We start from the raw sequence: 22,031 nt of genomic DNA, 5'->3' as shown, positions 1-22,031 counted from the left end.
GCGGGGGCGAACTCAAGGTACAAGCCCCGAGCGCAAACGCCTTTTTCCGTCTTGCTGCTTCCCTGTCCAACGCCACGACCTGTCCCGTCGTGGCGTTCATGAGGCCATGCCATGCTGTACGTCATCCATTTTCTCGAGGGCATCATCGAGCGACTGGGCGTCATCGCCCGTTACTCGCTGTTGGCGCTCGTGTTGCTGGTCGCCAGCAACGTGCTGCTGCGTTACTTCTTCAGCATCAGCCCCGTGCCACTCCAGGAATTCGAGTGGCACCTGATTTCTCCCATCGCGCTGCTGGGCATCTCCTACGCCCTCAAGCATCGCGCCGACGTTCGCGTCGATGTCTTCTACGACCGTTTCTCCCTCAAGGGCCGCGCGCTGGTGGATCTGATCGGTGCGCTGATGACCATCGCCATCGGCGCCGCCATCGCCTGGCTGGGCCTGAGCTACACCGAGCAGTCCTGGCAGCTGATGGAAGGCTCGCCCGACCCCGGCGGCCTGCCCTATCGCTATCTGCTGAAGGCCTTCATTCCCCTCGGGTTCGCCGCGCTTGCGCTGCAGGGCGTGGCAGATTGCCTGCGCGCGCTGCTGGTGCTGTCGGGCAAGCCCGTCGACGGTGACCTGGAACGCGAGGTGACGCCATGAGCCCGAACGAGTGGATTGCGCTGGCCATGATCGGCGGTTTTCTGGTCCTGATGCTGATCGGCATTCCGGTCGCGATTTCCCTGGCCGTGGCCGGTTTCGTGGCGGGGCTTGCGGGCTTTGGTCCGCTGCTGTTCAGTCTGATGCCGGCCCGTCTGTATGGCGTGGTCACCAACTACACCCTGCTGGCGATCCCCTTGTTCGTCTTCATGGGGGTCATGCTCGAGAAATCGCGGGTCGCCGAGGACATGCTCGAGACCATCGGGCGCGCCATGGGCGGCGTCAATGGCGGCATGGGCATCGCGATCATCCTGGTCGGCGTGCTGATGGGGGCCTCTACCGGCATCGTCGGCGCGACGGTGGTCACCGTCGGCATGCTGACGCTGCCGACCCTGTTGCGTCGCGGCTATCACCCGGGCGTGGCCTCGGCCACCATCTGCGCCTCCGGCACCCTGGGGCAGATCATTCCGCCGAGTCTGGTGCTGATCCTGCTCTCGGAAATTCTCGGCGAATCCGTCGGCACCCTGTTTGCCGCCGCCTTCGTACCGGGGCTGGCCATCGCCGTCATCTATATCGTCTATCTGCTGGTGCTGGGCTGGTGGAAGCCGGACCTCGTCCCGGCCATCCCGGAAGAGGAGCGCGCCGCCGCCGGTGGCATGAAGGAATTGCTGCGTGACCTGGCGCGTAGCGTGATTCCGCCGCTGATGCTGGTGTTCGCGGTGCTCGGCTCGATTCTGGGTGGCGTGGCCGCTCCCACCGAAGCGGCCTCGATGGGGGCCTTGGGCAGCATGCTGATCGCGCTGCTGGCCCGGCGTCTCAACTTCACCATGCTCAAGGCCTGTCTGCACTCGACCCTGACCATCACCGCCATGGTCTATTTCATCCTGCTGTGCGCGCAGCCCTTCTCGCTGGCCTTCCGCGGCCTTGGCGGCGAGAACATGGTGCATGATCTGTTCAACCTGCTGCCGGGTGGCGAGCTGGGCGCGCTGATCTTCCTGATGGTGATACTGTTCGTGCTCGGCTTTTTCCTCGAGTGGATCGAGATCAGCTATATCGCGCTGCCGATGTTCCTGCCGGTCTTCATCGGCTATGGCACCGACATGGTGTGGCTAGGCGTGCTGGTGGCGATGAATCTGCAGATGTCCTTCCTGACGCCGCCCTTTGGCTGGGCGTTGTTCTTCCTCAAGGGCGTCGCCCCGCCAGAGGTCACCACCCGCCATCTGTATCTCGGTGTGCTGCCCTTCGTGGGCCTGCAGGCTGCGGCAGTCGTGCTGCTGTTCTGCTTCCCGGGGCTCGCTACCTGGCTGCCGGAAGCGATCGGTTGGTAAGCCGGCAATCCATGTACCGGCGCGTTTCGGGACACCTGACGGGGGATTCAGCGCAAAGGCCATTGGAAAGGTAATTCAGCAACGCGTAATGTCTTGTGGCCTGCCCACCGGCTCGCCTCCCTGGAGACAGCACACCCGCCAGCGCTCCAGGGACATGCATCGACTGCCGATGGCGTTCATCGGCAACCTTCATCAGCAATGAACCACCCCGCGCCATACGGGGACGACAAGGAAACACCATGGAACTGTTCTCAGCCTATCCACTGCACTGGATTCTCGGCCTGATCGCCGCACTGATCGTCACCGGCATGATTGCCGGCGTGATGGCCGGCCTGCTGGGGGTCGGCGGCGGCATCGTCATCGTGCCCGTGCTCTTTCACCTCTTCAGCCTGCTGGGCGTCGATGAAGCGGTGCGCATGCACCAGGCCGTCGGCACTTCACTGGCGACCATCATTCCCACCTCGATCATGTCGGCCAGGGCGCATTACGCCAAGGGCAATCTGAACCCGGCGATTCTCAAGCGCCTGCTGCCGGGCGTGATCATCGGCGTCATCATCGGCGGCCTGCTGTCCAATCTGTTCAGCGGTGCGGTACTGATGGGGCTGTTTGCCACCGTGGCCTTCCTGGTCGCGCTCAACATGTTCCGCCGTCAGTCCACCGTGCTGGGCAGTGGCCTGCCGGGCCCGCTGGGCAGCGGCGCACTGGGCACCTTCATCGGTGGCGTCTCGACGCTGATGGGCATCGGCGGCGGCACCCTGAGCGTGCCGACCCTGAGCACCCTGGGCACCCCGATGCACCTGGCCGTCGGCACAGGCGCGGCGCTGGGCCTGGTCATCAGCCTGCCGGGCACCGCCAGCTTCCTGCTCAATGGCATCGGCGAACCGAACCTGCTGCCGGGCTCCATCGGCTACGTCAATCTGCTCGGCTTCGCCGCCATCGTGCCGGCGACAATGCTGTGTGCTCCGATCGGTGCGAAGCTGGCCCACGCGATGGATGCCGCCAAGCTCAAGAAGGTCTTCGCCATCTTCCTGATGTTCACGGCACTGCGCATGTTCTACGACCTGTTCACCGGTAGCTGAGCCGCACTGGACGCGCAATAACAACAACGGAATCCTCAGGAGCAAGACGCCATGATTCATACCCGACGTGGTTTTGGCGGCGCCTGCGCCGCGCCCCATCATCTGGCGGCGCAAGCGGGCCGCGATATTCTGCGCGATGGTGGCAACGCCATCGAGGCGATGGTCGCGATGGCCGCGACCATCGCGGTGGTCTACCCCCACATGAACGGCATCGGCGGTGACGGCTTCTGGCTGATCAAGCGTCCGGGGCTGGCGCCGCTGGCGATCGATGCCTGTGGCCCGGCGGCAGGGCTTGCCAGCCGCGAGTTCTATGCCGAACACGGCCATGGCTTCGCGGCTGACAGTGAGGGGGCTGCTCCCCTGGCCAACGGCAGCAGCATCCCGACCCGTGGGCCGCTGTCGGCCTTGACGGTGGCCGGCACCATCGGCGGCTGGCAGGAGGCGCTGGCCTTCTCTGCCGAGACCTCGGCGGATGAGCGCTCGCCCCTGCCGCTCTCGACATTGTTGAGCCATGCCATCCGGCATGCCAATGATGGCGTGGCCGTCAGCGCCAGTCAGAAGGCACTCAGCGAAAAACACCTGGCCGTGCTCTCGCAGCAGCCCGGCTTCGCTGAGCGCTATCTGGGTCAGAGTGAGTCAGGTGAGCCGATCGCGCTGGAAGAAGGCGCGCGACTGCGTCAGCCGGCGCTGGCCGCAACGCTCTCGCGTCTGGCAGATGCCGGACTCGATGACTTCTATCGTGGTGAACTTGCCACGCGCATGGCGCAGGAGCTGGAAGCCGCCGGCAGCCCGCTGCGCCTGGCAGACCTCAACGGCTATCGCGCCCAGCGCGTCACGCCGCTCAAGGTCCGCCTGCGCGACAGTGAGGTATACAACCTGCCCGCCCCGACCCAGGGCCTCGCGACGCTGATGATTCTGGGGCTCTACGATGCATTGAGCGCGACGCATGGCATCAGCGAAGCGGACGGCAACACCCCGCGTCACCTGCATGCGCTGATCGAAGCCACCAAGCGCGCCTTCCTGGTACGCGACAGCCTGATCACCTCACCGGAATGCATCGAGGGGGCACTCGAGGATAGCCTCGAAGGCAGCATCGCCACGCAACAGGCACAGCTTTCCCCGGAGGCCCTCGCCGGCCAGGCTGAGATGATCGACATGCAGTCCGCGCTGGGCTGGCCGCACGAGCCCGCCGAAGGCGACACCATCTGGATGGGCGCGACGGACAGTGACGGCACCACCGTCAGCTTCATCCAGAGCGTCTATTGGGAATTCGGCAGTGGCATGGTGCTGCCCAGCAGCGGCGTGATGTGGCAGAACCGCGGGCTGGCGTTCGACCTGGCGCCGGACAGACTGCGCAGCCTGGCACCGGGCCGCAAGCCCTTCCATACCCTCAATCCATCACTGGCCTGCTTCGATGATGGCCGCGTGATGGCCTTCGGCACCATGGGCGGTGAAGGCCAGCCGCAGACTCAGGCGGCTGTCTTCACGCGCATCGCCCGCCACGGCATGCCATTGCAGGCCGCAATCAGTGCGCCGCGCTGGCTGCTCGGCCGCACCTGGGGCGATGTCAGCACCAGCCTCAAGCTCGAATCGCGCCTCGCGGGCGAGATGGCTCAGACACTCTCGGCCATGGGCCATGAAGTGGAAGTCCTCGATGAGGCCTTCAGCGACACGCTGGGGCACGCCGGCGCCGTGATGTGCCACCCGGATGGGCAGGTCGAGGCGGCCCACGACCCGCGCAGTGATGGTGGCGCGGCACTGACGTGATGCAAACCGGCCAGTGTCATGTCACGAACTGGCCGGCTTCTTGCTTGATTTGATGGGGGATGAAGCCTTTCGTCTGACTACCGCCTCCACCCCATGCTGAGCATCAATCGCCACACAAAACGACAAGGAGAACTGACCTCTTAAATTTAGATATTCCTTATTCATGAATAATGAAAGATTGAAAAACGACCTTCATTTCCACTCATAACAACGACAGAGCGACTCACCACAATGACAACAGCTGACTTCATGACTCCCCGCCGCCTTGTAGCTGCCATCTCGATCGCCGCCTGTTCCCTGGCCTATGGCATTCAGGCCAACGCCGCGGAACACCCGGGGGTGAAAATCTATGCCACCGGCGGCACGATTGCGGGTAGCTCTGCCTCCTCCACGGACACCACCAACTACAAATCCGGCAGCCTGGGGGTGCAAGCGCTGCTGGACGCCGTACCAGAACTGGCCGATGTCGCCGAGGTGACCGGTGAACAGATCGCCAACACCGGCAGCAGCAATATCGATCAGGAAATCCTGCTCAAGCTGTCGAAGGCGATCAATGAAGAGCTCGCGACGGACGCCACCCACGGCGTGGTCATCACCCACGGTACCGACACGCTGGAGGAGACCGGCTTCTTCCTGGATCTCACCGTCGACAGTGACAAGCCGGTGGTAATGGTCGGCGCCATGCGTCCGGCGACTGCCATCAGTGCCGATGGCCCCTTCAACCTGCTGGAGGCGGTCACCCTGGCAGCCGATGAAGGCGCGGAGGGACGTGGGGCGATGATCGTGCTCAACGACCGCATCGGCTCGGCGTATTACACCACCAAGACCAATGCCATCATGATGGACACCTTCAAGGCGACCGAGCAGGGTTACCTCGGTGCCTTCATCAGCGGCAAGCCGCACTTCTATTACACACCGGCGACACCGACCGACAAGCCTCGCTTTGACGTGACATCCCTCGATGGCCTGCCGAAGGTTGATATCATCTACGCCCACCAGGATATGGACCCGGCGCTGTTCACCGCCGCCCTCGACAACGGTGCCAAAGGCATCGTGATCGCCGGCAGCGGCAATGGCTCGATTCCAGAGACCGTCAAGCCGCTGGTCAAGCAGGCCATGGCGGATGGCATCCCGGTCGTGCGCAGCACCCGTACCGGCAATGGTATCGTCAGTGCCAAGGAAGAAGGCATCGGCAGTGGCGCCCTCAATCCTCAGAAGGCGCGCATTCTACTCTCGCTGGCGCTGACGGAGACCGATGACATGGACAAGGTGCGTGGCTACTTCGAGTGAGCCGGCAGTCACATGACGAAACGTGACTGACTATCAATGCAAAAAGGGACTGCTCAGGCAGTCCCTTTTTGCTGCGTCACCCGTTTATCGAGGCGTGGAATGCTATCGCTCCTTCAAGGCGCGTTGCGCTGCGAGGGGCTGCGCGTGAAGGCGCCGGGGCGCTTCTCACCGTCTTCGCTCTCGTGATAACGCCTGGCGGCATTCGCCCACCAGGCAAGTTGTTCGAAGGCGCGCTCGAGATAGCCGCCCCATTCCTGGGCATCCTGATTCTCGGCGTAGCCGCCATCTTCATTGAGCACTTCCTGCGCCCGAGGCACGTGAATCATCGCCGAGACCGGCAAGCAGCCCAGCTCCGAGAGGAAGGTGCGCATGTTGACTGCTGCGCGTACCCCGCCCCACTGTCCTGCAGAGTAAGTCGCGATCACAGAGGGCTTGTAGGAGTAAAGCGAGCTGCCGAAGTGATTCAGAAGATTGGCCAACGCCGGACTCATGGAATGGTTGTACTCGGGGCTGACCATCACGTAACCATCCGCCGCTTCGATCTGCTGGGCGAGATTGAGCAAGTCCTGAGGGGCATTGCGCTGCGCATAGGAGAACAGCGGCTTGAAGGGGTCTGCCAGATCGTAATCGAGTGGATCGATCAGCACCGCCTCATGGCCACTTTCCTCGAGCTGTGCGACGCAGCACCTGGCAACCCTTTCCCCAAGACGTGCAGGTGCGGGGGGTGTGCTGGTCCGCACCGACCCCAGAAAGACCAGAATCTTCAGTGCCATTGCTCTCTCCTTGTTGCGAGCCACATGAATTGGATTCCTGTGCTCGATATTCACTCTTGCATTGCATCATATCCCGGACTCTGAACACCGGTGCGCTGCATCGCAAGATACTGCATCAATCTTCAGTTTGCGCCTGACACAGATCACGAATGTGCATATCCAGCCATGCATGCCCTTACATGAATTTTCTGCCACGAACTTCTTGCCTGCGGCTTTACCACCTTCCCCATTCTTTCCTTGTTTGCTGCGCCAGCACCCTTCCAATCCCCGCAGGGGCATGACCTGCTGGCATGAACCATATCACCCTCAGTATCTGCAATTGGCGACTGATGCCCCTCTGCGAAGGTAGCGTGTCGGAGTCTTTGGTGTTGCGGCAGCAGACCCGCCATTTCTCATGACAATACCGATCTCGCATCTCGTGGGGCCAAGGCCTCAAGGCCATACACAAGTCAGTCCCAGGCAATGCGGTAAAGCGCAGCTTCATCTCTTTTTGCCTCATGTTAGCCGCCCATATCGAGATTATCGTGACATGCGGACATCATCCGCCACGGCGGTTTCATTTCGTCGGTGCGCTGACAATCCTGCTATCTGGGCCATCTTCGCCATAGCCAACTCCGCGTCATGATGCTGCAACAAACATGCACTAAAACTAATTAAGTGTTAGCTTCGTCATCCCAAGAGCATGAGAAAACTAACCAACCTCATGACACGAGGAGACAGAAAGGGAATGCAAGACACTCAGGACATTGCCGTCATCCAGCAGTTCACCGCTTCTTTTACGCATCAGACCCATCGAGAGACAGTGTCTTTCTTTGGTCACAATCACCCGCTCTTCCGCTAGGTGCGCACGCTACGTGAAGACCACCACAGCGCCTCGAAGGCCTATCTACAGAAGCACCGTGATCACGATGATGTGATCGACAGCAACAGCCAGCATATCTGCCTGATGGACACCCAGCACGACACCCTACTGGGCAGCATTCGCGTCACCCCCGGTAGTCTCGAGTCGCGCACGCTCTTCGATGACAGCGATGCGGTGTCCATCCCGGAGGGCGCCATCTATGAGTTCAGCCGGCTGGTAATGGCCCCGGAGGCCAAGCGATTCGCCCATGGCAATCTGCTGATGGCTGCTGCGGCACGTCATGTCAGATCCCGAAAAGGCGATGGCATTCTGGCCTTGTGCAAACGCGCCAACATGAAGATCTTCAAGCGTTTCGGTCTGGCGCCACTGCACGATGCCACGCTCAGGACTGACAAGAACCTGGGAGAACTCTACATGGTGTATGCCAGCATGGAGACCATCATGCACACGGCGAAACAGCGCTATTCCTCGCCCGAGCAAGCGCCACAGCCAGCGGAACTCTCACCAGACGCTACCTCGCTCTCGCCGGGCCCGGGCCTCGCAAGCCAATCGCTCTGAACCTAGAACGCTCACCAGCACCGCGTCGCCCGCCAGTCTGTGCGCTGACAGTTCGCGTCTGATCTTGCGCGCATTACCCGGGGCCAAGCCGCCTTCCCCCTGATTTACCATCCCCTCTTGCAGTCGCTGAGGCTTTGCACCACTATTGAATGATAATGATTATCATAATCATGGCGATTTGCTTAAAGAAATCGATATCCGGTCACGGGAGGGCCTCATGGACGAATGGAAGCGTGAAACACAGGCAGGCAATGCATTGTTCGAACAGGGCGACTACGCCATGGCAGAGCAGCACTATCTCAGCGCCTGCCATTTTGCCGACATCTTTCTGATGCCCTGTGCAGACCCGGATGGCGGCGTCGCGGCACTGGTCGTGAGCTACCAGAATCTGGCGGAGCTCTACCGCGCCCAGGGCCAACACCCGCAAGCGATGCGCTCCCTCCAGGCTGCTCATGCGCGCCTCTCCCATGCGCTCTCCGCCCCGGGTCTGTGCCATGCCCATCAACAGGCCTTGCTGCGCGGCAGCGGCCAGGTACGCACGGAGATCATGAACACCGTGCAATGGCTCGGCGTTTCCACGCGACGGACTCACCAGGCGAACCCCGCGGGACACTCCACGACGCGGGTCCATCACTGACTCTCACCCTCACAGGAGATACGGCATGAAGAAAACCCTTACCGCGAGCGGACTGCTGTTGCTGACCGCCGCCAATACGGCCCTGGCCCACCCGGGACATGACCACAGTGACTGGAGCAGCCCGCTCGTTCACACCCTGTTCTATGGCGCCATCGCAGCCGTCATCGGTACCGCGTTCTTCGTCATTCGTCAGTCGCGTCACAAGCGCCAGAACACTCAGCAAAAGGAGGATTGAGCATGATTCACGCCCTGCTCCGCGGCATTGACCGCCTGGTATCAGTCCCTGCGGCTTCCGCGCACTGTGATATTCCCTGCAAGATCTACGACCCGTCTGCTGCGCAGATCGCCGCACTCAGCGTGATTCGCTTCATGGATCTCATCAATGAGCTGGGCCAGAAGGACAGCCTGACGCTGGCAGATCAGGCCTTGTTGGCGCGTCTGGTGGAGCAGAAGGAAAGCCACGCCGAGAAAGCCAAGCATGAGATCCGCATCATCTGGGGCGATTACATCAAGCAACCGCAGCGTGATGCCTATCCCAACATCGATGCGCTGGTCCACAGCATCATGCTGGCTGGTTCTGCCTGCAAACAAGGCATCGAACGCGACAAGGGCGAGAAGCTGCTGACCCTCATCAACGAGTTCGCGGCGGCGTTCTGGGATACCAAGGGTGTCACGACCTTTACCGCGACCTGCCCGTATCCGCCATCTGAAGATGTCGCCTATCCGAAGCTGGATTGAGGCAACGACATGATGCGCCTAAGAACTGATGAAGAGTGAATTGATCAAGAGTGAACGGATGCCGATCGGACTCTATCGCATCAATGGACTCAGCATGTCTCCCGGCCTTGCGCCGGGAGATTATGTCGTGACGCTGAAACGCTGGAAATCGCGCTATCGCATCGGCGATATCGTGGTAGCACAGCATCCCCAGTTCGGCCGCATCATCAAGTGCATCCGCGCAATACAACCAGACGGCATGCTCTGGCTGGAAGGCACCCATCCTGACAGTACCTCTACTGACAAGATGGGCTTGATGAGGCGCGAGCGGATCCAGGGGCGAGTGATTCGATCCATTTCTCAAAGCACTATGTGAGACTTTTCACGCCACCCTGTGAGACTTGCCCAGCCCGTGTCATGCCTCTGCAGTGACGCCCCTTATCTCCCCCCCTCACACCACCTTCATCAGCCTCAACGCGTCATGGATCGCCGCATGGGTATTGCGGGTCGCGACGGCGTCGCCGATGCGATAGAGCTGGAAGCTGCCCTCTGCTGCGCGCTCGGTGTGTTCCGGACTCGGGCCGTCCACCGGTTGGGCGAGGCCTGCGATCAGGGCGTCGTAGTCCACTGCCCCGCCATTGCGTGAGTGAGGCTTGAGTTCGAAGTAGAGATCTTCCATCGGGCGGGCGCCGTAGTTGACCACTACCTGATCGACGAGGCGCTGATCCGCGTAGGCACCGGTGCCCTTGCCCTGCGCCACGGCGTCATCCAGATAATCACTGCCGATATGGGCGATCAGCTGGCCCTTCTCACTGCGCGTGACGCTGCCGAGGCGATAGGTCGGCGTGAAGGTGACGGCGAGACGCTGCAGGCTGCGCATGTAGGGCACCAGGTTCATGGCCATGATTTCCGGCGCGAAGGTGCGGTCTGGCGTCATCATCTCGAGCCTGGCACCGGAGTTGGCGATCATCTCGGCGGCCTGTAGCGCAGCGTGGTCACCGGTGTCATCAAACAGCAGCACGTTGCGGCCAGGCATGACATGGCCCGAGAGAATGTCCCAGCTGGAGACGACCAGCTCGCTGCCGACCTGCGGCATGTCTTCCTCGGGATAGCCACCGGTGGCGACGATGACGACATCGGGTTGCTCCGCCAGCACATCCTCGGCCTCGGCGAAGACGTTGTAGCGCATCTCGACGCCGAGCGCCTCACAGCGACTGATGCGCCAATCGATGATGCCGATCATCTCGCGTCGCCGCTCGCTCTGGGCGGTGAGGCGAATCTGGCCACCGGGTTGATCGGCCGCTTCCAGCACTACCACCTGATGCCCACGCTCACCGGCGACGCGTGCGGCCTCGAGCCCTGCCGGGCCCGCGCCAATGATCACGACCTTGCAGGTGACCTCGGCAGGCGTGATGTCATGGGGTTGCTCCAGCTCCCGCCCGGTCGCAGCGTTATGGATGCAGTAGGCGGAGCCACCCTGATAGATGCGATCCAGACAATAGTTGGCCCCGACACAGGGGCGGATGGTCTCCTCCTGCCCGGCCATCAGCTTGCGCACGATGTGCGGGTCCGCCATGTGGGCGCGCGTCATGCCGACCATGTCGACCTTGCCAGTGGCGATGGCGTGACGTGCGGTGGCGATGTCCTGAATCTTGGCGCCGTGGAAGGTCGGGAAATCCATCGCCTCGCGAATCTGTCCGGCGAAGTCGAGATGCGGCGCACTGGCCATGCCCTGGATCGGGATGACATCGGTGAGGCCCGCATCGGTATCGATATGACCGCGTACCACATTGAGAAAATCGACCTGACCGCTATCGCGCAGCAGGCGCGAGACCTCCAGGCCATCGCTGGCATCCAGCCCACCACTCAGACACTCATCTCCGGTGTAGCGGACACCAACGATGAACTCGCTGCCCACCCGTGCGCGAATGGCGCTCAACACTTCCATGGTGAAGCGCAGCCGATTCTCGAGACTGCCGCCGTAGGGGCCCTCCAGGGTATTGGTGAGCGGCGACCAGAACTGATCCATCAAGTGGCCGTAGGCCTGCAACTCGATACCGTCGAGGCCGGCTGCCTGCATGCGCTCGGCGGCGTCGGCGTAGTCCTGGATCAGCCGTGCGATATCCCAGTCCTCGACCCGCTTGGGAAAGGCGCGGTGCGCCGCCTCACGACGATGGGACGCCGAGACCGCCGGCAGCCAGTCGGCCTTGTCCCAACGTGTGCGGCGTCCCAGGTGAGTGAGCTGGATCATCACCGCGGTGCCGTGCTCATGACAGGCATCCGTCAGCTCGCTGAGCCACGGCACCACCTCATCGCGATACGCCAGGATGTTGTTGAACACCGGCGGGCTGTCCTTCGCCACCGAGGCGGAGCCCGCCGTCATGGTCAGGGCGATGCCGGCACGCGCACGCTCCTCGTGATAGGCGCGATAACGCGCCTTGGGCATGCCATCTTCCGGATAGGCAGGCTCGTGGGAGGTCATCATCAAGCGATTCTTGAGGGTCAGATGCTTGAGCGTGAACGGCGTGAGCAGCGGGTCCTGAGCCATGTGGCCTCCTGATGAGCAGACAGCTAGAACAGGGGTGTCTTTATTGCGTACACCTGTGTACATACGCTGACTATAGTCCTAGGCTTCAGGCCATGCGTCACCGGACACGCCGTTCTCGCCCGCCTGACGCAGCCAGACTCGTCGCTGTCGCAAACAGCATGCTCTTGGCGTCATCGCACGATCGACCTCACATGAGCCTCACCATCCCCCGCCTTTCAGGAGACCGCCGATGCCAGAGTCCCCAAGCGTCCCCCCGGCAAGTGACGGCGCCCAGGCTGCCGGGCGCGGCAAGGCCGAGGACTGGCTGGAAGCCGCCTATCAGCAGCTGTTGCTGGGCGGCGTGGATTCGGTGCGCGTCCTGACATTGGCCAAGACGCTGGGCCTGTCACGCACCAGCTTCTACTGGAGCTTCAAGGACCGCGACGCCCTGCTCACCGCGCTGCTCGCACGCTGGGATGCCCACAATACCGCCGGCCTGATCGGGCGCTGCGAGCAATACGCCGCCACGGTGGTGGAAGCCATGCTCAATGTCTTCGACTGCTGGCTGGATGCGTCACTGTTCGATTCACGCTTCGAGCTGGCGATCCGCAACTGGGCCTCTCAGAACGCGGAGGTCGCCGCTGCCGTCGCCCGCGCCGATCAGGCACGCATTCAAGCGCTGACCAGCATGCTGATGCGCTACGGCCAGCCCGAGCAACTCGCCAACGTGCGGGCACGCACCACCTACCTGACCCAGATCGGCTATCTGTCGATGCGCACTCAGGAAAGCGTCAGCGAGCGCATCAGCCGCGTCGCCGAGTATGTCGAGGTCTTCGTCGGCGAGCGCTGCGAGCCTCAGGAGCTGGCACGCTTCGCGGCCCGTCACCCGGCCTGAAAGGACAAAGCCCTCACCGACGGCAGTCGGCAAGGGCTTGGCAGAAACATCAACGGCTAGCTGTCACATTCAATGGCACTCGAGCCAGCTCTTGGCGCAGGATCGAGCTCAGGGGTCAGCTTGGAGTAGAGCGCGCTCAGAAGGCTTCCCACTCCTCCTCTTCACGACGCTGGGAACCGCGCGGGGCGCTTGCCGGCGGCGGGAAAGCCGTCTGCTCGCCATCCGCCATCGGCTGAGTGTTCATGTGCGACATGGACTGATGCGACACGGATTGGCGCGACATGGACGATGTTGCCATGTCCTGAGCGCCCGCCACCTTGAAGCCTGCCATCAGCTGCTCCAGTGCCTGAGCCTGTGCGCTCATGCTGCGCGCCGCGCCACTGACCTGATTGACCAGGGTGGTATTCTGCTGCGTCATCGCATCCAGCTCGCTGACCGCGGTATTCACCTGGCCGACGCCGGCACTCTGTTCACGCGCGCCGGCGCTGATCTCGGCGATCATGTCGTTGACACGCTCGACACTGGAGAGAATCTCGGCCATCGCCTGACTGGCGTCCTTCACCTGCGCCACGCCCTGCTGAGTGTGCGAGATCGACTCATCGATCAAGCCGCGAATCTCGCGGGATGCATCACTCGAGCGCGTCGCCAGGGTGCGCACTTCCTGCGCGACCACCGCAAAGCCACGCCCATGTTCACCGGCCCGCGCCGCTTCCACCGAGGCGTTGAGCGCCAGAATGTTGGTCTGGAAGGCGATGCCATCGATCAGGCTGATGATCTCGCTGATGCGCTCGGCGGAGCGATTGATGTCTTCCATGCTCGCCTGCGCCTTGCGCATGTCGTCATTGCCGCGGCGGGCCTGCTCGGAGGTCGAATTGACCAGCTGACTGGCCTGCTGCGCGGAATCGGCACTGTGCTGCACGGTGGTGGTGATCTCCTCCATCGAGGCCGAGGTTTCCTGCAGGCTGGAGGCGGACTGCTCGGTGCGTGCCGAAAGCTCCTCGTTGCCCTGGGCAATCTCGCCGGCGGCCTGATTGACGGCGCCCGTGGTGCCCCGCACCTGACCGACCACTCTGCTCAAGTCCTCGCCGACGCTGTTCATGGCCGCGGTCAGCTTGCCGATCTCATCCTGACGCTGACTGGTGATGCGCTGGGACAGATCGCCCCGCGCCAGCGCCTGAGCCAGTGACACCAGCGCATCCAGCGGACGACTGATCAGACGCCGCTCGAGGAAGTAGAGGATGCCGGCCACGGCCAGCGCCAACAGCAGTGCCAGCCCGAAGACCTGATTGCGGACCTGCGTGATGCCCGCCGTCACTTCCTGCTTGTCGATCGTGGTCGCCACCACCCAGTCCCAGGCGGGATAGTGCTGGAAGCTGGTGATGCGATCACTGTCTTCACCCGCCAGGCGGTAATCGATCTGACCGCTGTCGGCGGCGAAGAGCGGCGCGAAGGCCGGCTCGCCCTGCGCATTCTTGAAGTCCATCAGCGAGCGGCCCTGCCACTGACCCGTCGTCAGCACCTTGCCCTGCTGGCCCGGCGCCGTGCTCGCCACCAGACTGAAGTCCTTCTCATGCAACTGGATATTGGTGATGGTGGCATACAGCTCATCGATCTGCTCGCCGACATCCACCCCGATGAACGAGGCCCCGATGAGGTTGTCATTGAAGTCGGTGATCGGACGATAGCGCGTCATGTAGTGACGGCCCGCCAGATAGAGCATGCCGGTATAGGGCTGGCCGGCATTCAGCGCATCCTTGACCCCACCACTCAGCGTCAGCCCGAGCAGGCTTGAGCCATCTTCGGTCTTGAGGGTGGTGGCAATGCGCACGAAATCCTCACCATCGCGCACGAAGAAGCTGACCGGCGCACCGGTTCGATTGGCGAAGTCGGCCAGATAACCGGATTGATTGTTGAGCATGAAGCCGGCATTGAGCAGCGCCGGTGCATCACGCTCGCCGATCGGCAGACGTCGGTCCTCGATCAGCGTGAAGTTGTCAGGAATGGTCGCCAGGAAGGCATTGAGCATGCGCGTCACGCTGGACTGCATGGTGGTGTCGAACAGCTCGATGGTGTTGGTGATCTGTTGCTGCTGCTGAGCGAGAGCGCGTTCGGTGCCCTCTTCTACCTGCATCTTGCTGGCCGTCGAGAACACCAGGCCCAGCGCCGTGAAGGCCGCCATCATCAACATCAATACCAGCAAGGCGAGCTTGCTGCCGACACTGGCGCGGGCCAGACGCTTTTTTATTGTCATCACTACGCGATACCCCGATCGATCCATGAGAGAAGTATCACGTCTATCGGCCACCGGACTCAGAACTGTAGCGTTGCTGCTGACGAGTGGGTGCTGACGAGTACTGACGACTGGGCTCAGACCAGCGGCGACTGGAGCGCCGCTGGTCAGTACGCCCGCATTCATGACTCTCTCAGCCATCGCCCCTCAGCGTGTCGCGTGTCGCCTGCCACCAGTCATCCAGCATCTGGCGTTCGGCATCGGTCATCTGGGTCATGTTGGCCAGCGGCATGCTCTTGTCGACCACCGTGCGCTGGTGGATACGCATGGCCTGACGCTGGATGTCATCCCAGCCATTGAAGGCCACGCCGGCTGCCGGAGCCGTCAAGCCGATCAAGTTCGGCGTGTCACTGTGACAGCCGGCGCAGCGTTGCTCGACGATATGACTGACCTTGTCTCGCAAGGCCTGATTCTCCCCCGGGGCCTCATTGTCAGCGGCGCTGCTGGCCGCCACAGTTACTGAAGGCGCGCTTGTCTCGGCAGTTGCAGGCGCCGTCTGTGAGCGCGGCGCGCAGAGCAGGATCACGCCGATCAGCGCCAACACTGCCCCTACGGGTACCCACAGGCGCTTGACGTCCTTGTGGTGATCCACCGTGGCGATGCGGATCAGACCGCCCGTCACCAGCAACAGCAGAATGACGCCCAGGCGATAGTCATTGGCATACAGCAGCGGGTAGTGGTTGCTGATCATCATCAGCACCGCAGGCAGCGTGATGAAGGTGTTGTGCACCGAGCGCTGCTTTGCGCGCTGGCCGTGGATCGGGTCCGGCGTTTCCCCACGCTGGGCAGCAGCCAGCAGAGCCTTCTGACCCGGGATGATCACATTGAAGACGTTGCCCGCCATGATGCTGCCCATCAGCGCGCCCATCAGCAGGAAGGCGGCACGCCCCGAGAACAGTTCGGTCGCCACCCACGCTGCCAGCGTCAGCCACACACCGACGGCGACGAACAGCGCCCCGGCATGGCGCTTGAAGGGGCTGCGACACAGCGCCTCGTAGCCCAGCCAGCCGCCGACGAGCACGCCCAGAGCGCTGCACACGGCGAGCGTGCCGCTCATCTCGAACACGCGCGGGTCGATCAGGTAGGCGTGCGGCTGCAGCAGGTAGATCAGCGTGAAAAGTCCCATCCCGGAAAGCCAGGTGACATAGGCCTCCCACTTGAACCAGTGGATCTCGCTGGGCAGCGTTTCACTGACCCCATCATGGCGAAACAGATGATAGAGACCGCCACCATGCACCGCCCACAGCTCGCCGCCGGGGCGGCCATCTACCGCATGAGCAGCAGGCTTTCGCCGGTTGTCGAGCCAGATGAAGAAGAACGATGCGCCGATCCAGGCGATCCCCGCCATGACATGCAGCCAGCGGGTCAGCAGCATCGCCCAATCGAGAAGATATGCGCTCATGCCGGCTCCTTAGCTGCCGCGGTAGACACTGTAGGCCCACGGAGTGACCAGCAGCGGAATGTGATAATGGCCACTGGCCTCGAGGGTGAACTCGACCGGCACCCGGCCGAGCATGCCCTTGCCCACCGTGCGGCTGGCAAAGTAATCCCCGACCTGAAACGTCAGACGATAGACGCCGGAGAGATCAGCGGAAGCCTCGGTTTCCTCAAGCAGCGGCGCATCGAGACGCCCATCGGCATTGGTCGTGACCTGCGCGATCTCGTGAAAGTGACCCTGCGCATCCTGGCGCTCCAGGGTGATATGCACACCGCTGGCAGCGATGCCTTCGGCCTGATTGAGCACATGCGTCGTCAGTCTGGGCATGGCGATTTCCTGTTCTTGTGTGGATGTGGCGGGTACGACTCGAATCTGGGCAGATGGAAGCTGTACGAATGAAGACTGTGTTCTGTTTTCTGGCCAGGCCTGCTCTGGCCTGCCGTCAGCGGTTGGTGGTATTGCACCCGATGAGTGCATTGCTGCATTCTGACCGATCGGTCAAGGTGCAGGCCGTATCGCCCCATGACAGACGCCGCTCGGCGCCGTCAGGCAGGTCAGTGGCGATACAGCCTTGTCGTCAACCGCTGGCATGGCGATGCAGCGTGTGACACAGCGTTGGTCAGACGCGTTGCCAGCGACGGCATGCGCCTTGCAAGCTGATGATTCCGTGAGCTTTTCAAACCTATCCCCCTCTCTGGAGCAAGGCGCATGCCAATCGAGACCCCGATGCACTATCTGGTGATGCTGGACACGCTCAACGCCCTGCCACCCGAGGCGCTGGCACGACGCTTGAGTGGTCTCTATGAGCACTCGGACTGGGTGGTGGAACGCGCCGCGGCAGAGCGCCCGTTCGCGAGCATGGAAGTCCTGCTGACGGCGTGTGCCAATGCGGTACGCCAGGCCAGTGATGCCGAGCGCCACCAATTGATTCTGGCCCATCCTGAGCTGGCTGCCGGCAAGCTGGAGACCCTGACGCCCGCCTCGCAGGGCGAGCAGCGTGGCGCAGGGCTCGATCAGCTCGATGACGCCACCCGTGAACGCTTCCTGACGGCCAATGCCGACTACCAGGCGCGCCATGGCATTCCGTTCATCATCTGCGTCAAGGGCCACAGCGCCAGCAGCATTCTCGAGGAACTGGAGCGCCGCCTGCCGCAATCCACCGAGGCGGAATACCAGGAGGCTCTGGCCCAGATAAATGCGATCGCCGCAGTGCGCCTGCCGGGGCTGCTCGAGGCTAGTTAGTGACCAGCGCCCCTGCGGCCGCCAATGGGTGCTGTCTTACGCGTTCTGTCTCATGCGTGCTGTCCTACACGTGCCTGACGGCCACGGCCTCGATACTGGCGATCAGTGCCGCCAGGGCCTTGGCGACATCGTCTTCGGTCACCGCCTCCAGCGGGTGGTGGCTGATACCGCGCTCACAGCGCAGGAACAGCATGCCCACCGGACACAGATGACTGACCGCCATGGCGTCATGCCCGGCACCACTCGGCAGCCGGAATGGCGCCTGACCGGTAGCCGCGATACCGGCATCGACGGCCTGCATCAATCCCTCGTCACAGGCCACGGCATCGGCCGCATGCGTCTGCTCGCAGTGGAAGGTGAGGCCCCGTCGCGCCGCGATTCTATGCGCCTCGTTCAAGAGTTCATCCAGCGCACGATCCCGCTGCGCATCGTCCAGCGCGCGGATATCCAGACTCAGTGCCGCCCCCCCGGGGATGACATTCACCGCCCCGGGACGCAGCTCGCAACATCCCACGGTCGCGACCAACGAGTGGTCCGCCATGTCAGCGCGCTTGCCCGCCTGGACATCACACGCCAGCGATTCCACCGCCAGTGTCCACTCCGCCGCCGCACACAGCGCATCCTGACGCAGCGCCATCGGCGTGGTGCCGGCATGCCCCGCCTGGCCGACGAAGTTGACCGCGAAGCGTCGCGCGCCGGCGATGCCGGTCACGGTGCCCAGCGCCAGATTCTCGGCTTCCAGCACCGGGCCCTGCTCGATGTGTACTTCCAGATAACCCAGCGGCGGATTCGCCTGCAGGCTGGCCCTGGCAGCCGTCTGCCCGGAAAGCCCGAAACGTTCGAGCGCGTCGCCAAGCGGGATGCCGTCCTCATCCTCTACCCGCTCCCAGTCCGACTGCCAGCGTCCGGCGATGGCATGGCTGCCGAGCAGGGTCGCACCGAAGCGGGCGCCCTCTTCATCACCGAAACCGACCACTTCCAGCGCGAAGGGCAAGCTCTGCTCGCCGGCATCGGCGCGCTGCCTGAAATGTGTCAAGGCGGCCACCCCGAGCAGGACACCAAGAATGCCGTCATAACGGCCGGCGTCCGGCACACTGTCCAGATGCGAGCCGATCACCAGTCGCGGCACGCCGGCTTCGCTGTCAGCGGCAGCGATGAGAGCGGGTGGACACCAGCGGCCCCAGAGATTGCCGGCGCCATCCTGCCAGCTGCGCAGACCGGCAGCCTTGAGCCAGCCAGCCGTGGTGGCATTGGCGGCGGCGTGTTCCGGCGTCAGATAGCGGCGGTTGATCCCGCTGTCGCTGCTCGAGATCGCCGCCAGGGTGTCGCAGGCGGTCAGCACATCGGCGGCCGTTTCCAGCGGCGCGGTGACGTCCGGGGGTATGGATCCGGCATCACTCATGACTGGCCTCCCGCGCTGGGATTGGCACGGCCATTGGCCGCCTGTCTCTGATGCTCCTGATAGAAGTCCAGCGCGGCGCCAACGCCACCGCCGGCCACTGTCTTGACGCCACCCCGGCGCAGAGTCTGCTCCAGCGCCGCCAACGTGGTCAGTACGGTATCGCGACGCGCGTTGTAGCCCATCACGCCGAGACGCCAGACCTTGCCGTGCAGCGGGCCGAAGCTGGTGCCGATCTCGATGCCGAAGTCCTCCAGCATGCTGCGGCGCAGACCATCGCCATCCAGGCCGTCGGGAATCATCACCGCGCTGACGTTGTTCATGCGGTGGGCCTGATCGCCGAACAGCGCAAGCCCCAGCCCCTTCAAGCCTTCGACCATCGCCTGACCATGCAGCGCATGGCGCGCGATGGCGTTGTCCATGCCTTCATTGACCAGCAGGCGCGCACACTCACGTGCGCCATACAGCATGCTGGTGGCTTCGGTGTGGTGATTGAGGCGCAGCTCTCCCCAGTAGTCGAGCACCATGGAGAGATCGAAATAGTTGGAGCGGATGCGCGCGCCCGGCTCCGCCAGACGATCACTGCCGCTGCTGATGCCCGCCTCGACATGCCGCCGGGCATGCACCACCTCCACCGCATGCGGCGACAGCGTCAACGGCGAGCTGCCTGACGGCCCCGCCAGACACTTCTGCAAGCCTGCGGTGACGGCGTCCAGCCCCCACTCATCGGTCTTGAGCGGATTGCCCGCCAGCGAGGCCGTGGCATCGCTGTAGAACAGCACGCCTTCGCGGCGACAGATGGCGCCGATGTCTTCCAGCGGCTGGCACATGGTGGTCGAGGTATCGCCCTGCACCAGCGCCAGCACACTGGGCTTGACCTCGCGAATGGCGGCTTCGATCTGCTCCGGGCGGAACACCTGGCCCCACTCGCATTCCAGCGTATGCACCTCGGCACCGCAGCGCTCGGCGATCTCGCGCAGCAGATGACCGAAACGGCCGAAGATCGGCACCAGCACACGCTCCCCCGGCTGGATCAGCGAGACCAGCACCGCCTCGATACCGGCACGCGAGGTGCCATCGATCAACAGGGTGGCATCATTGGTGGTCTCGAAGACGCCGCGATAGAGCTGCATCGTCTCGTTCATGTAATACGTCATCGCCGGGTCGTACTGGCCGATCAAGGGAGCGGAAAGCGCTCGCAATACACGCGGGTCCGCATTGATCGGACCGGGGCCCATCAGCAGGCGCTGGGGAGGATGAATCTGGTCAAAGGTCGGGCTCACGGTCGCTCCTCGTGCAGCAGGGCATGGAATGCAGGAAGACTCGCCAACTCGCCGAGCCTCATGCTCAGACTACTGCAACAAGTGCGCCAGAATTTCAGAAATGAAACAAATGTTGAATTTCTGATGTATTCGACGGGCGCCCCCGCCCTGTCATGGCGTGCGCATCGAGGGGCAAAAGGCAACCTGGCAACCGAGTGACAGAAAGCCAGCTCGGCAAAAAACGGCATGCCTGCAAGATAACGCTATAACTCTGGTATCCACACTGACCGGTGTCGCTTTGACAGTGCATCCCTTGCCTGCCAGGCACCATGACGGGGCATGAATGAGCTGAATCGACGCTTTCATTACCTGTTTCATGCGCCGGCGCTCACTGCCCGAGGCTGAACTCGCCACATGAGTCTGTTATACAAGGAGGCATCGGATGAGTGAGGGTTGCCTCATCCGACCTGATCATCGCTGCCGGAGAGCCACATGACGCTGGAACAACGCCTGGAACGAGCAACGGAACTGGCCAGACAGGCTGGTGAACGCATGGTGCAAGCGCGCGAGGAGCAGGGTTTCGCGCACCATTACAAGAAAGGCGATGAGCTGGTCACCGACATCGACGTGGCGATCGATACCTTCCTGGCGGAAGCGCTCAAAGCCGAATTTCCCGAGGATGCGCGCCTTACCGAAGAGCTGTCACCCGAGCGGGATGTGATTGGTACCAAGGGTGGCCTGTGGGTGATCGACCCCATCGACGGTACCGTCAATTTTGCCCATGGTCTGCGCCATGTTGCCGTGTCCATCGCCTGGTGCGAGCGCGGCAAGATCCAGATGGGGGTCGTACATGCGCCCTTCCTCGGCGAGACCTTCACCGCCATCCGCGGCAAGGGAGCCTGGCTCAACGGCGAGAGCATCTCGGTCAGCGAGACCGATGAGATGAGCCGCGCGCTGGTCGCGACCGGCTTCCCCTACAACCGTGACAGCCGTCCGCCGCTGCTCAAGCGTCTCTCGGCCATGCTGCTGGTCTGTCAGGATGTACGCCGCAACGGCAGTGCCGCGCTGGACCTCTGTGATGTGGCGTGCGGACGTATGGATGCCTATTACGAAAGCGTTTCCCCCTGGGACTTTGCGGCGGGCCTTCTGATCGCGCGTGAAGCCGGTGCGCGCACGGGGCACCTGTATCGCTGCCCGGACGGCATTCCCGATGAGCTTTATGGCGAGAATATCGTGGTGGCCTCACCGGCCTTGCATGCCCCGCTCAAGCGCCTGCTGGAAGAGGCCGATGCAAGTTCAGGGCTGCCGGGGCTGTAGTGAAGAACTCA

General features: G+C 62.9%; 20 protein-coding genes. 13 read left to right on the top strand and 7 right to left on the bottom strand.

The window, feature by feature from the left end:
* The first annotated feature begins 111 nt into the window (after positions 1-111).
* The 5 genes from U0O11_RS07890 to U0O11_RS07870 all read left to right on the top strand — a co-directional run bounded on the left by U0O11_RS07890 (position 112) and on the right by U0O11_RS07870 (position 6,103).
* Entirely contained in the window at positions 112-642 is a 531-nt protein-coding gene (locus tag U0O11_RS07890; RefSeq protein WP_054556072.1) for a TRAP transporter small permease subunit, read from the top strand.
* Positions 639-1,967 (top strand): TRAP transporter large permease, encoded by a 1,329-nt coding sequence (locus U0O11_RS07885; protein WP_131431987.1) that lies wholly within the window; start codon positions 639-641, stop codon positions 1,965-1,967. Before U0O11_RS07890 ends, U0O11_RS07885 begins: the two co-directional genes overlap by 4 nt.
* Positions 1,968-2,206: 239 nt before the next feature.
* The gene (locus U0O11_RS07880) at positions 2,207-3,046 is read left to right on the top strand and encodes a sulfite exporter TauE/SafE family protein (RefSeq protein ID WP_324692388.1); all 840 of its coding nucleotides are present in this window, start codon (positions 2,207-2,209) and stop codon (positions 3,044-3,046) included.
* A 51-nt stretch (positions 3,047-3,097) separates the two neighbouring features.
* A complete protein-coding gene (locus U0O11_RS07875) occupies positions 3,098-4,813 on the top strand; it encodes a gamma-glutamyltransferase family protein (protein WP_324692387.1) in 1,716 nt (571 codons plus the stop codon).
* A 249-nt stretch (positions 4,814-5,062) separates the two neighbouring features.
* Positions 5,063-6,103 (top strand): type II asparaginase, encoded by a 1,041-nt coding sequence (locus U0O11_RS07870; RefSeq protein ID WP_284726118.1) that lies wholly within the window; start codon positions 5,063-5,065, stop codon positions 6,101-6,103.
* A gap of 113 nt (positions 6,104-6,216) precedes the next feature.
* On the opposite strand, the gene U0O11_RS07865 is transcribed toward U0O11_RS07870, so the two are convergent.
* Entirely contained in the window at positions 6,217-6,876 is a 660-nt protein-coding gene (locus U0O11_RS07865) for an NADPH-dependent FMN reductase (RefSeq protein ID WP_242007785.1), read from the bottom strand.
* 841 nt (positions 6,877-7,717) lie between these two features.
* Between U0O11_RS07865 and U0O11_RS07860 the strand changes: the two genes are divergently transcribed.
* The 5 genes from U0O11_RS07860 to U0O11_RS07840 all read left to right on the top strand — a co-directional run bounded on the left by U0O11_RS07860 (position 7,718) and on the right by U0O11_RS07840 (position 10,026).
* Complete coding sequence (locus U0O11_RS07860) at positions 7,718-8,296, top strand: hypothetical protein (RefSeq protein ID WP_324692386.1); 579 nt, start codon at positions 7,718-7,720, stop codon at positions 8,294-8,296.
* Between the two features lie 217 nt (positions 8,297-8,513).
* Positions 8,514-8,933 (top strand): tetratricopeptide repeat protein, encoded by a 420-nt coding sequence (locus U0O11_RS07855; RefSeq protein ID WP_153635698.1) that lies wholly within the window; start codon positions 8,514-8,516, stop codon positions 8,931-8,933.
* A 25-nt stretch (positions 8,934-8,958) separates the two neighbouring features.
* Complete coding sequence (locus U0O11_RS07850; RefSeq protein WP_153635697.1) at positions 8,959-9,168, top strand: hypothetical protein; 210 nt, start codon at positions 8,959-8,961, stop codon at positions 9,166-9,168.
* A gap of 2 nt (positions 9,169-9,170) precedes the next feature.
* Positions 9,171-9,671 carry a superoxide dismutase, Ni gene (gene sodN / locus U0O11_RS07845; protein ID WP_284726119.1) on the top strand — a complete coding sequence of 167 codons (501 nt, stop codon included), beginning with the start codon at positions 9,171-9,173 and terminating at the stop codon, positions 9,669-9,671.
* Positions 9,672-9,729: 58 nt separating this feature from the next.
* Positions 9,730-10,026 (top strand): S26 family signal peptidase, encoded by a 297-nt coding sequence (locus tag U0O11_RS07840; RefSeq protein WP_172978659.1) that lies wholly within the window; start codon positions 9,730-9,732, stop codon positions 10,024-10,026.
* Positions 10,027-10,101: 75 nt separating this feature from the next.
* Here U0O11_RS07840 and U0O11_RS07835 read toward each other — a convergent pair whose 3' ends face one another.
* Complete coding sequence (locus U0O11_RS07835) at positions 10,102-12,198, bottom strand: NADH:flavin oxidoreductase (RefSeq protein WP_153635694.1); 2,097 nt, start codon at positions 12,196-12,198, stop codon at positions 10,102-10,104.
* A gap of 229 nt (positions 12,199-12,427) precedes the next feature.
* Here U0O11_RS07835 and U0O11_RS07830 point away from each other — a divergent pair, with 229 nt between their 5' ends.
* Positions 12,428-13,072: a TetR/AcrR family transcriptional regulator gene (locus tag U0O11_RS07830; protein ID WP_153635693.1), complete on the top strand. Its 645-nt coding sequence runs from the start codon at positions 12,428-12,430 to the stop codon at positions 13,070-13,072.
* A 136-nt stretch (positions 13,073-13,208) separates the two neighbouring features.
* Here U0O11_RS07830 and U0O11_RS07825 read toward each other — a convergent pair whose 3' ends face one another.
* From U0O11_RS07825 to uraH, 3 genes are all read right to left on the bottom strand, one after another.
* Positions 13,209-15,323, bottom strand: coding sequence for a methyl-accepting chemotaxis protein (locus tag U0O11_RS07825; RefSeq protein ID WP_284726120.1), 2,115 nt, complete (start codon positions 15,321-15,323; stop codon positions 13,209-13,211).
* A gap of 172 nt (positions 15,324-15,495) precedes the next feature.
* A complete protein-coding gene (locus U0O11_RS07820) occupies positions 15,496-16,764 on the bottom strand; it encodes a urate hydroxylase PuuD (RefSeq protein ID WP_324692385.1) in 1,269 nt (422 codons plus the stop codon).
* A 9-nt stretch (positions 16,765-16,773) separates the two neighbouring features.
* Positions 16,774-17,127 carry a hydroxyisourate hydrolase gene (gene uraH / locus U0O11_RS07815; protein ID WP_153635690.1) on the bottom strand — a complete coding sequence of 118 codons (354 nt, stop codon included), beginning with the start codon at positions 17,125-17,127 and terminating at the stop codon, positions 16,774-16,776.
* 381 nt (positions 17,128-17,508) lie between these two features.
* Between uraH and uraD the strand changes: the two genes are divergently transcribed.
* Positions 17,509-18,042, top strand: coding sequence for a 2-oxo-4-hydroxy-4-carboxy-5-ureidoimidazoline decarboxylase (gene uraD, locus U0O11_RS07810; RefSeq protein ID WP_153635689.1), 534 nt, complete (start codon positions 17,509-17,511; stop codon positions 18,040-18,042).
* Between the two features lie 64 nt (positions 18,043-18,106).
* On the opposite strand, the gene U0O11_RS07805 is transcribed toward uraD, so the two are convergent.
* On the bottom strand, positions 18,107-19,444 hold the full coding sequence (locus tag U0O11_RS07805) for an allantoate amidohydrolase (RefSeq protein WP_153635688.1): 1,338 nt from the start codon (positions 19,442-19,444) through the stop codon (positions 18,107-18,109).
* Complete coding sequence (locus U0O11_RS07800) at positions 19,441-20,724, bottom strand: pyridoxal-phosphate-dependent aminotransferase family protein (protein WP_324692384.1); 1,284 nt, start codon at positions 20,722-20,724, stop codon at positions 19,441-19,443. The genes U0O11_RS07805 and U0O11_RS07800 overlap by 4 nt, the downstream gene beginning before the upstream one ends.
* A 471-nt stretch (positions 20,725-21,195) precedes the next feature.
* On the opposite strand from U0O11_RS07800, the gene U0O11_RS07795 reads away from it, so the two are divergent.
* Positions 21,196-22,020: an inositol monophosphatase family protein gene (locus tag U0O11_RS07795; protein ID WP_153635687.1), complete on the top strand. Its 825-nt coding sequence runs from the start codon at positions 21,196-21,198 to the stop codon at positions 22,018-22,020.
* Positions 22,021-22,031: the final 11 nt, after the last annotated feature.

Origin of the sequence: Cobetia sp. D5 (genome assembly GCF_035666195.1) — a bacterium.
In the GTDB taxonomy this organism is placed as follows: Bacteria; Pseudomonadota; Gammaproteobacteria; order Pseudomonadales; family Halomonadaceae; genus Cobetia; species Cobetia amphilecti.
This window is presented reverse-complemented; position numbering and strand designations above follow the sequence as displayed.

Bases quoted from the DNA above. Each gene is read 5' to 3' on its own strand.
- U0O11_RS07890 (WP_054556072.1), top strand. From the start codon at position 112: ATGCTGTACGTCATCCATTTTCTCGAGGGCATCATCGAGCGACTGGGC.
- U0O11_RS07885 (WP_131431987.1), top strand. From the start codon at position 639: ATGAGCCCGAACGAGTGGATTGCGCTGGCCATGATCGGCGGTTTTCTG.
- U0O11_RS07880 (WP_324692388.1), top strand. From the start codon at position 2,207: ATGGAACTGTTCTCAGCCTATCCACTGCACTGGATTCTCGGCCTGATC.
- U0O11_RS07875 (WP_324692387.1), top strand. From the start codon at position 3,098: ATGATTCATACCCGACGTGGTTTTGGCGGCGCCTGCGCCGCGCCCCAT.
- U0O11_RS07870 (WP_284726118.1), top strand. From the start codon at position 5,063: ATGACTCCCCGCCGCCTTGTAGCTGCCATCTCGATCGCCGCCTGTTCC.
- U0O11_RS07865 (WP_242007785.1), bottom strand. From the start codon at position 6,876: ATGGCACTGAAGATTCTGGTCTTTCTGGGGTCGGTGCGGACCAGCACA.
- U0O11_RS07855 (WP_153635698.1), top strand. From the start codon at position 8,514: ATGGACGAATGGAAGCGTGAAACACAGGCAGGCAATGCATTGTTCGAA.
- U0O11_RS07850 (WP_153635697.1), top strand. From the start codon at position 8,959: ATGAAGAAAACCCTTACCGCGAGCGGACTGCTGTTGCTGACCGCCGCC.
- sodN (WP_284726119.1), top strand. From the start codon at position 9,171: ATGATTCACGCCCTGCTCCGCGGCATTGACCGCCTGGTATCAGTCCCT.
- U0O11_RS07840 (WP_172978659.1), top strand. From the start codon at position 9,730: ATGCCGATCGGACTCTATCGCATCAATGGACTCAGCATGTCTCCCGGC.
- U0O11_RS07835 (WP_153635694.1), bottom strand. From the start codon at position 12,198: ATGGCTCAGGACCCGCTGCTCACGCCGTTCACGCTCAAGCATCTGACC.
- U0O11_RS07830 (WP_153635693.1), top strand. From the start codon at position 12,428: ATGCCAGAGTCCCCAAGCGTCCCCCCGGCAAGTGACGGCGCCCAGGCT.
- U0O11_RS07825 (WP_284726120.1), bottom strand. From the start codon at position 15,323: ATGACAATAAAAAAGCGTCTGGCCCGCGCCAGTGTCGGCAGCAAGCTC.
- U0O11_RS07820 (WP_324692385.1), bottom strand. From the start codon at position 16,764: ATGAGCGCATATCTTCTCGATTGGGCGATGCTGCTGACCCGCTGGCTG.
- uraH (WP_153635690.1), bottom strand. From the start codon at position 17,127: ATGCCCAGACTGACGACGCATGTGCTCAATCAGGCCGAAGGCATCGCT.
- uraD (WP_153635689.1), top strand. From the start codon at position 17,509: ATGCCAATCGAGACCCCGATGCACTATCTGGTGATGCTGGACACGCTC.
- U0O11_RS07805 (WP_153635688.1), bottom strand. From the start codon at position 19,444: ATGAGTGATGCCGGATCCATACCCCCGGACGTCACCGCGCCGCTGGAA.
- U0O11_RS07795 (WP_153635687.1), top strand. From the start codon at position 21,196: ATGACGCTGGAACAACGCCTGGAACGAGCAACGGAACTGGCCAGACAG.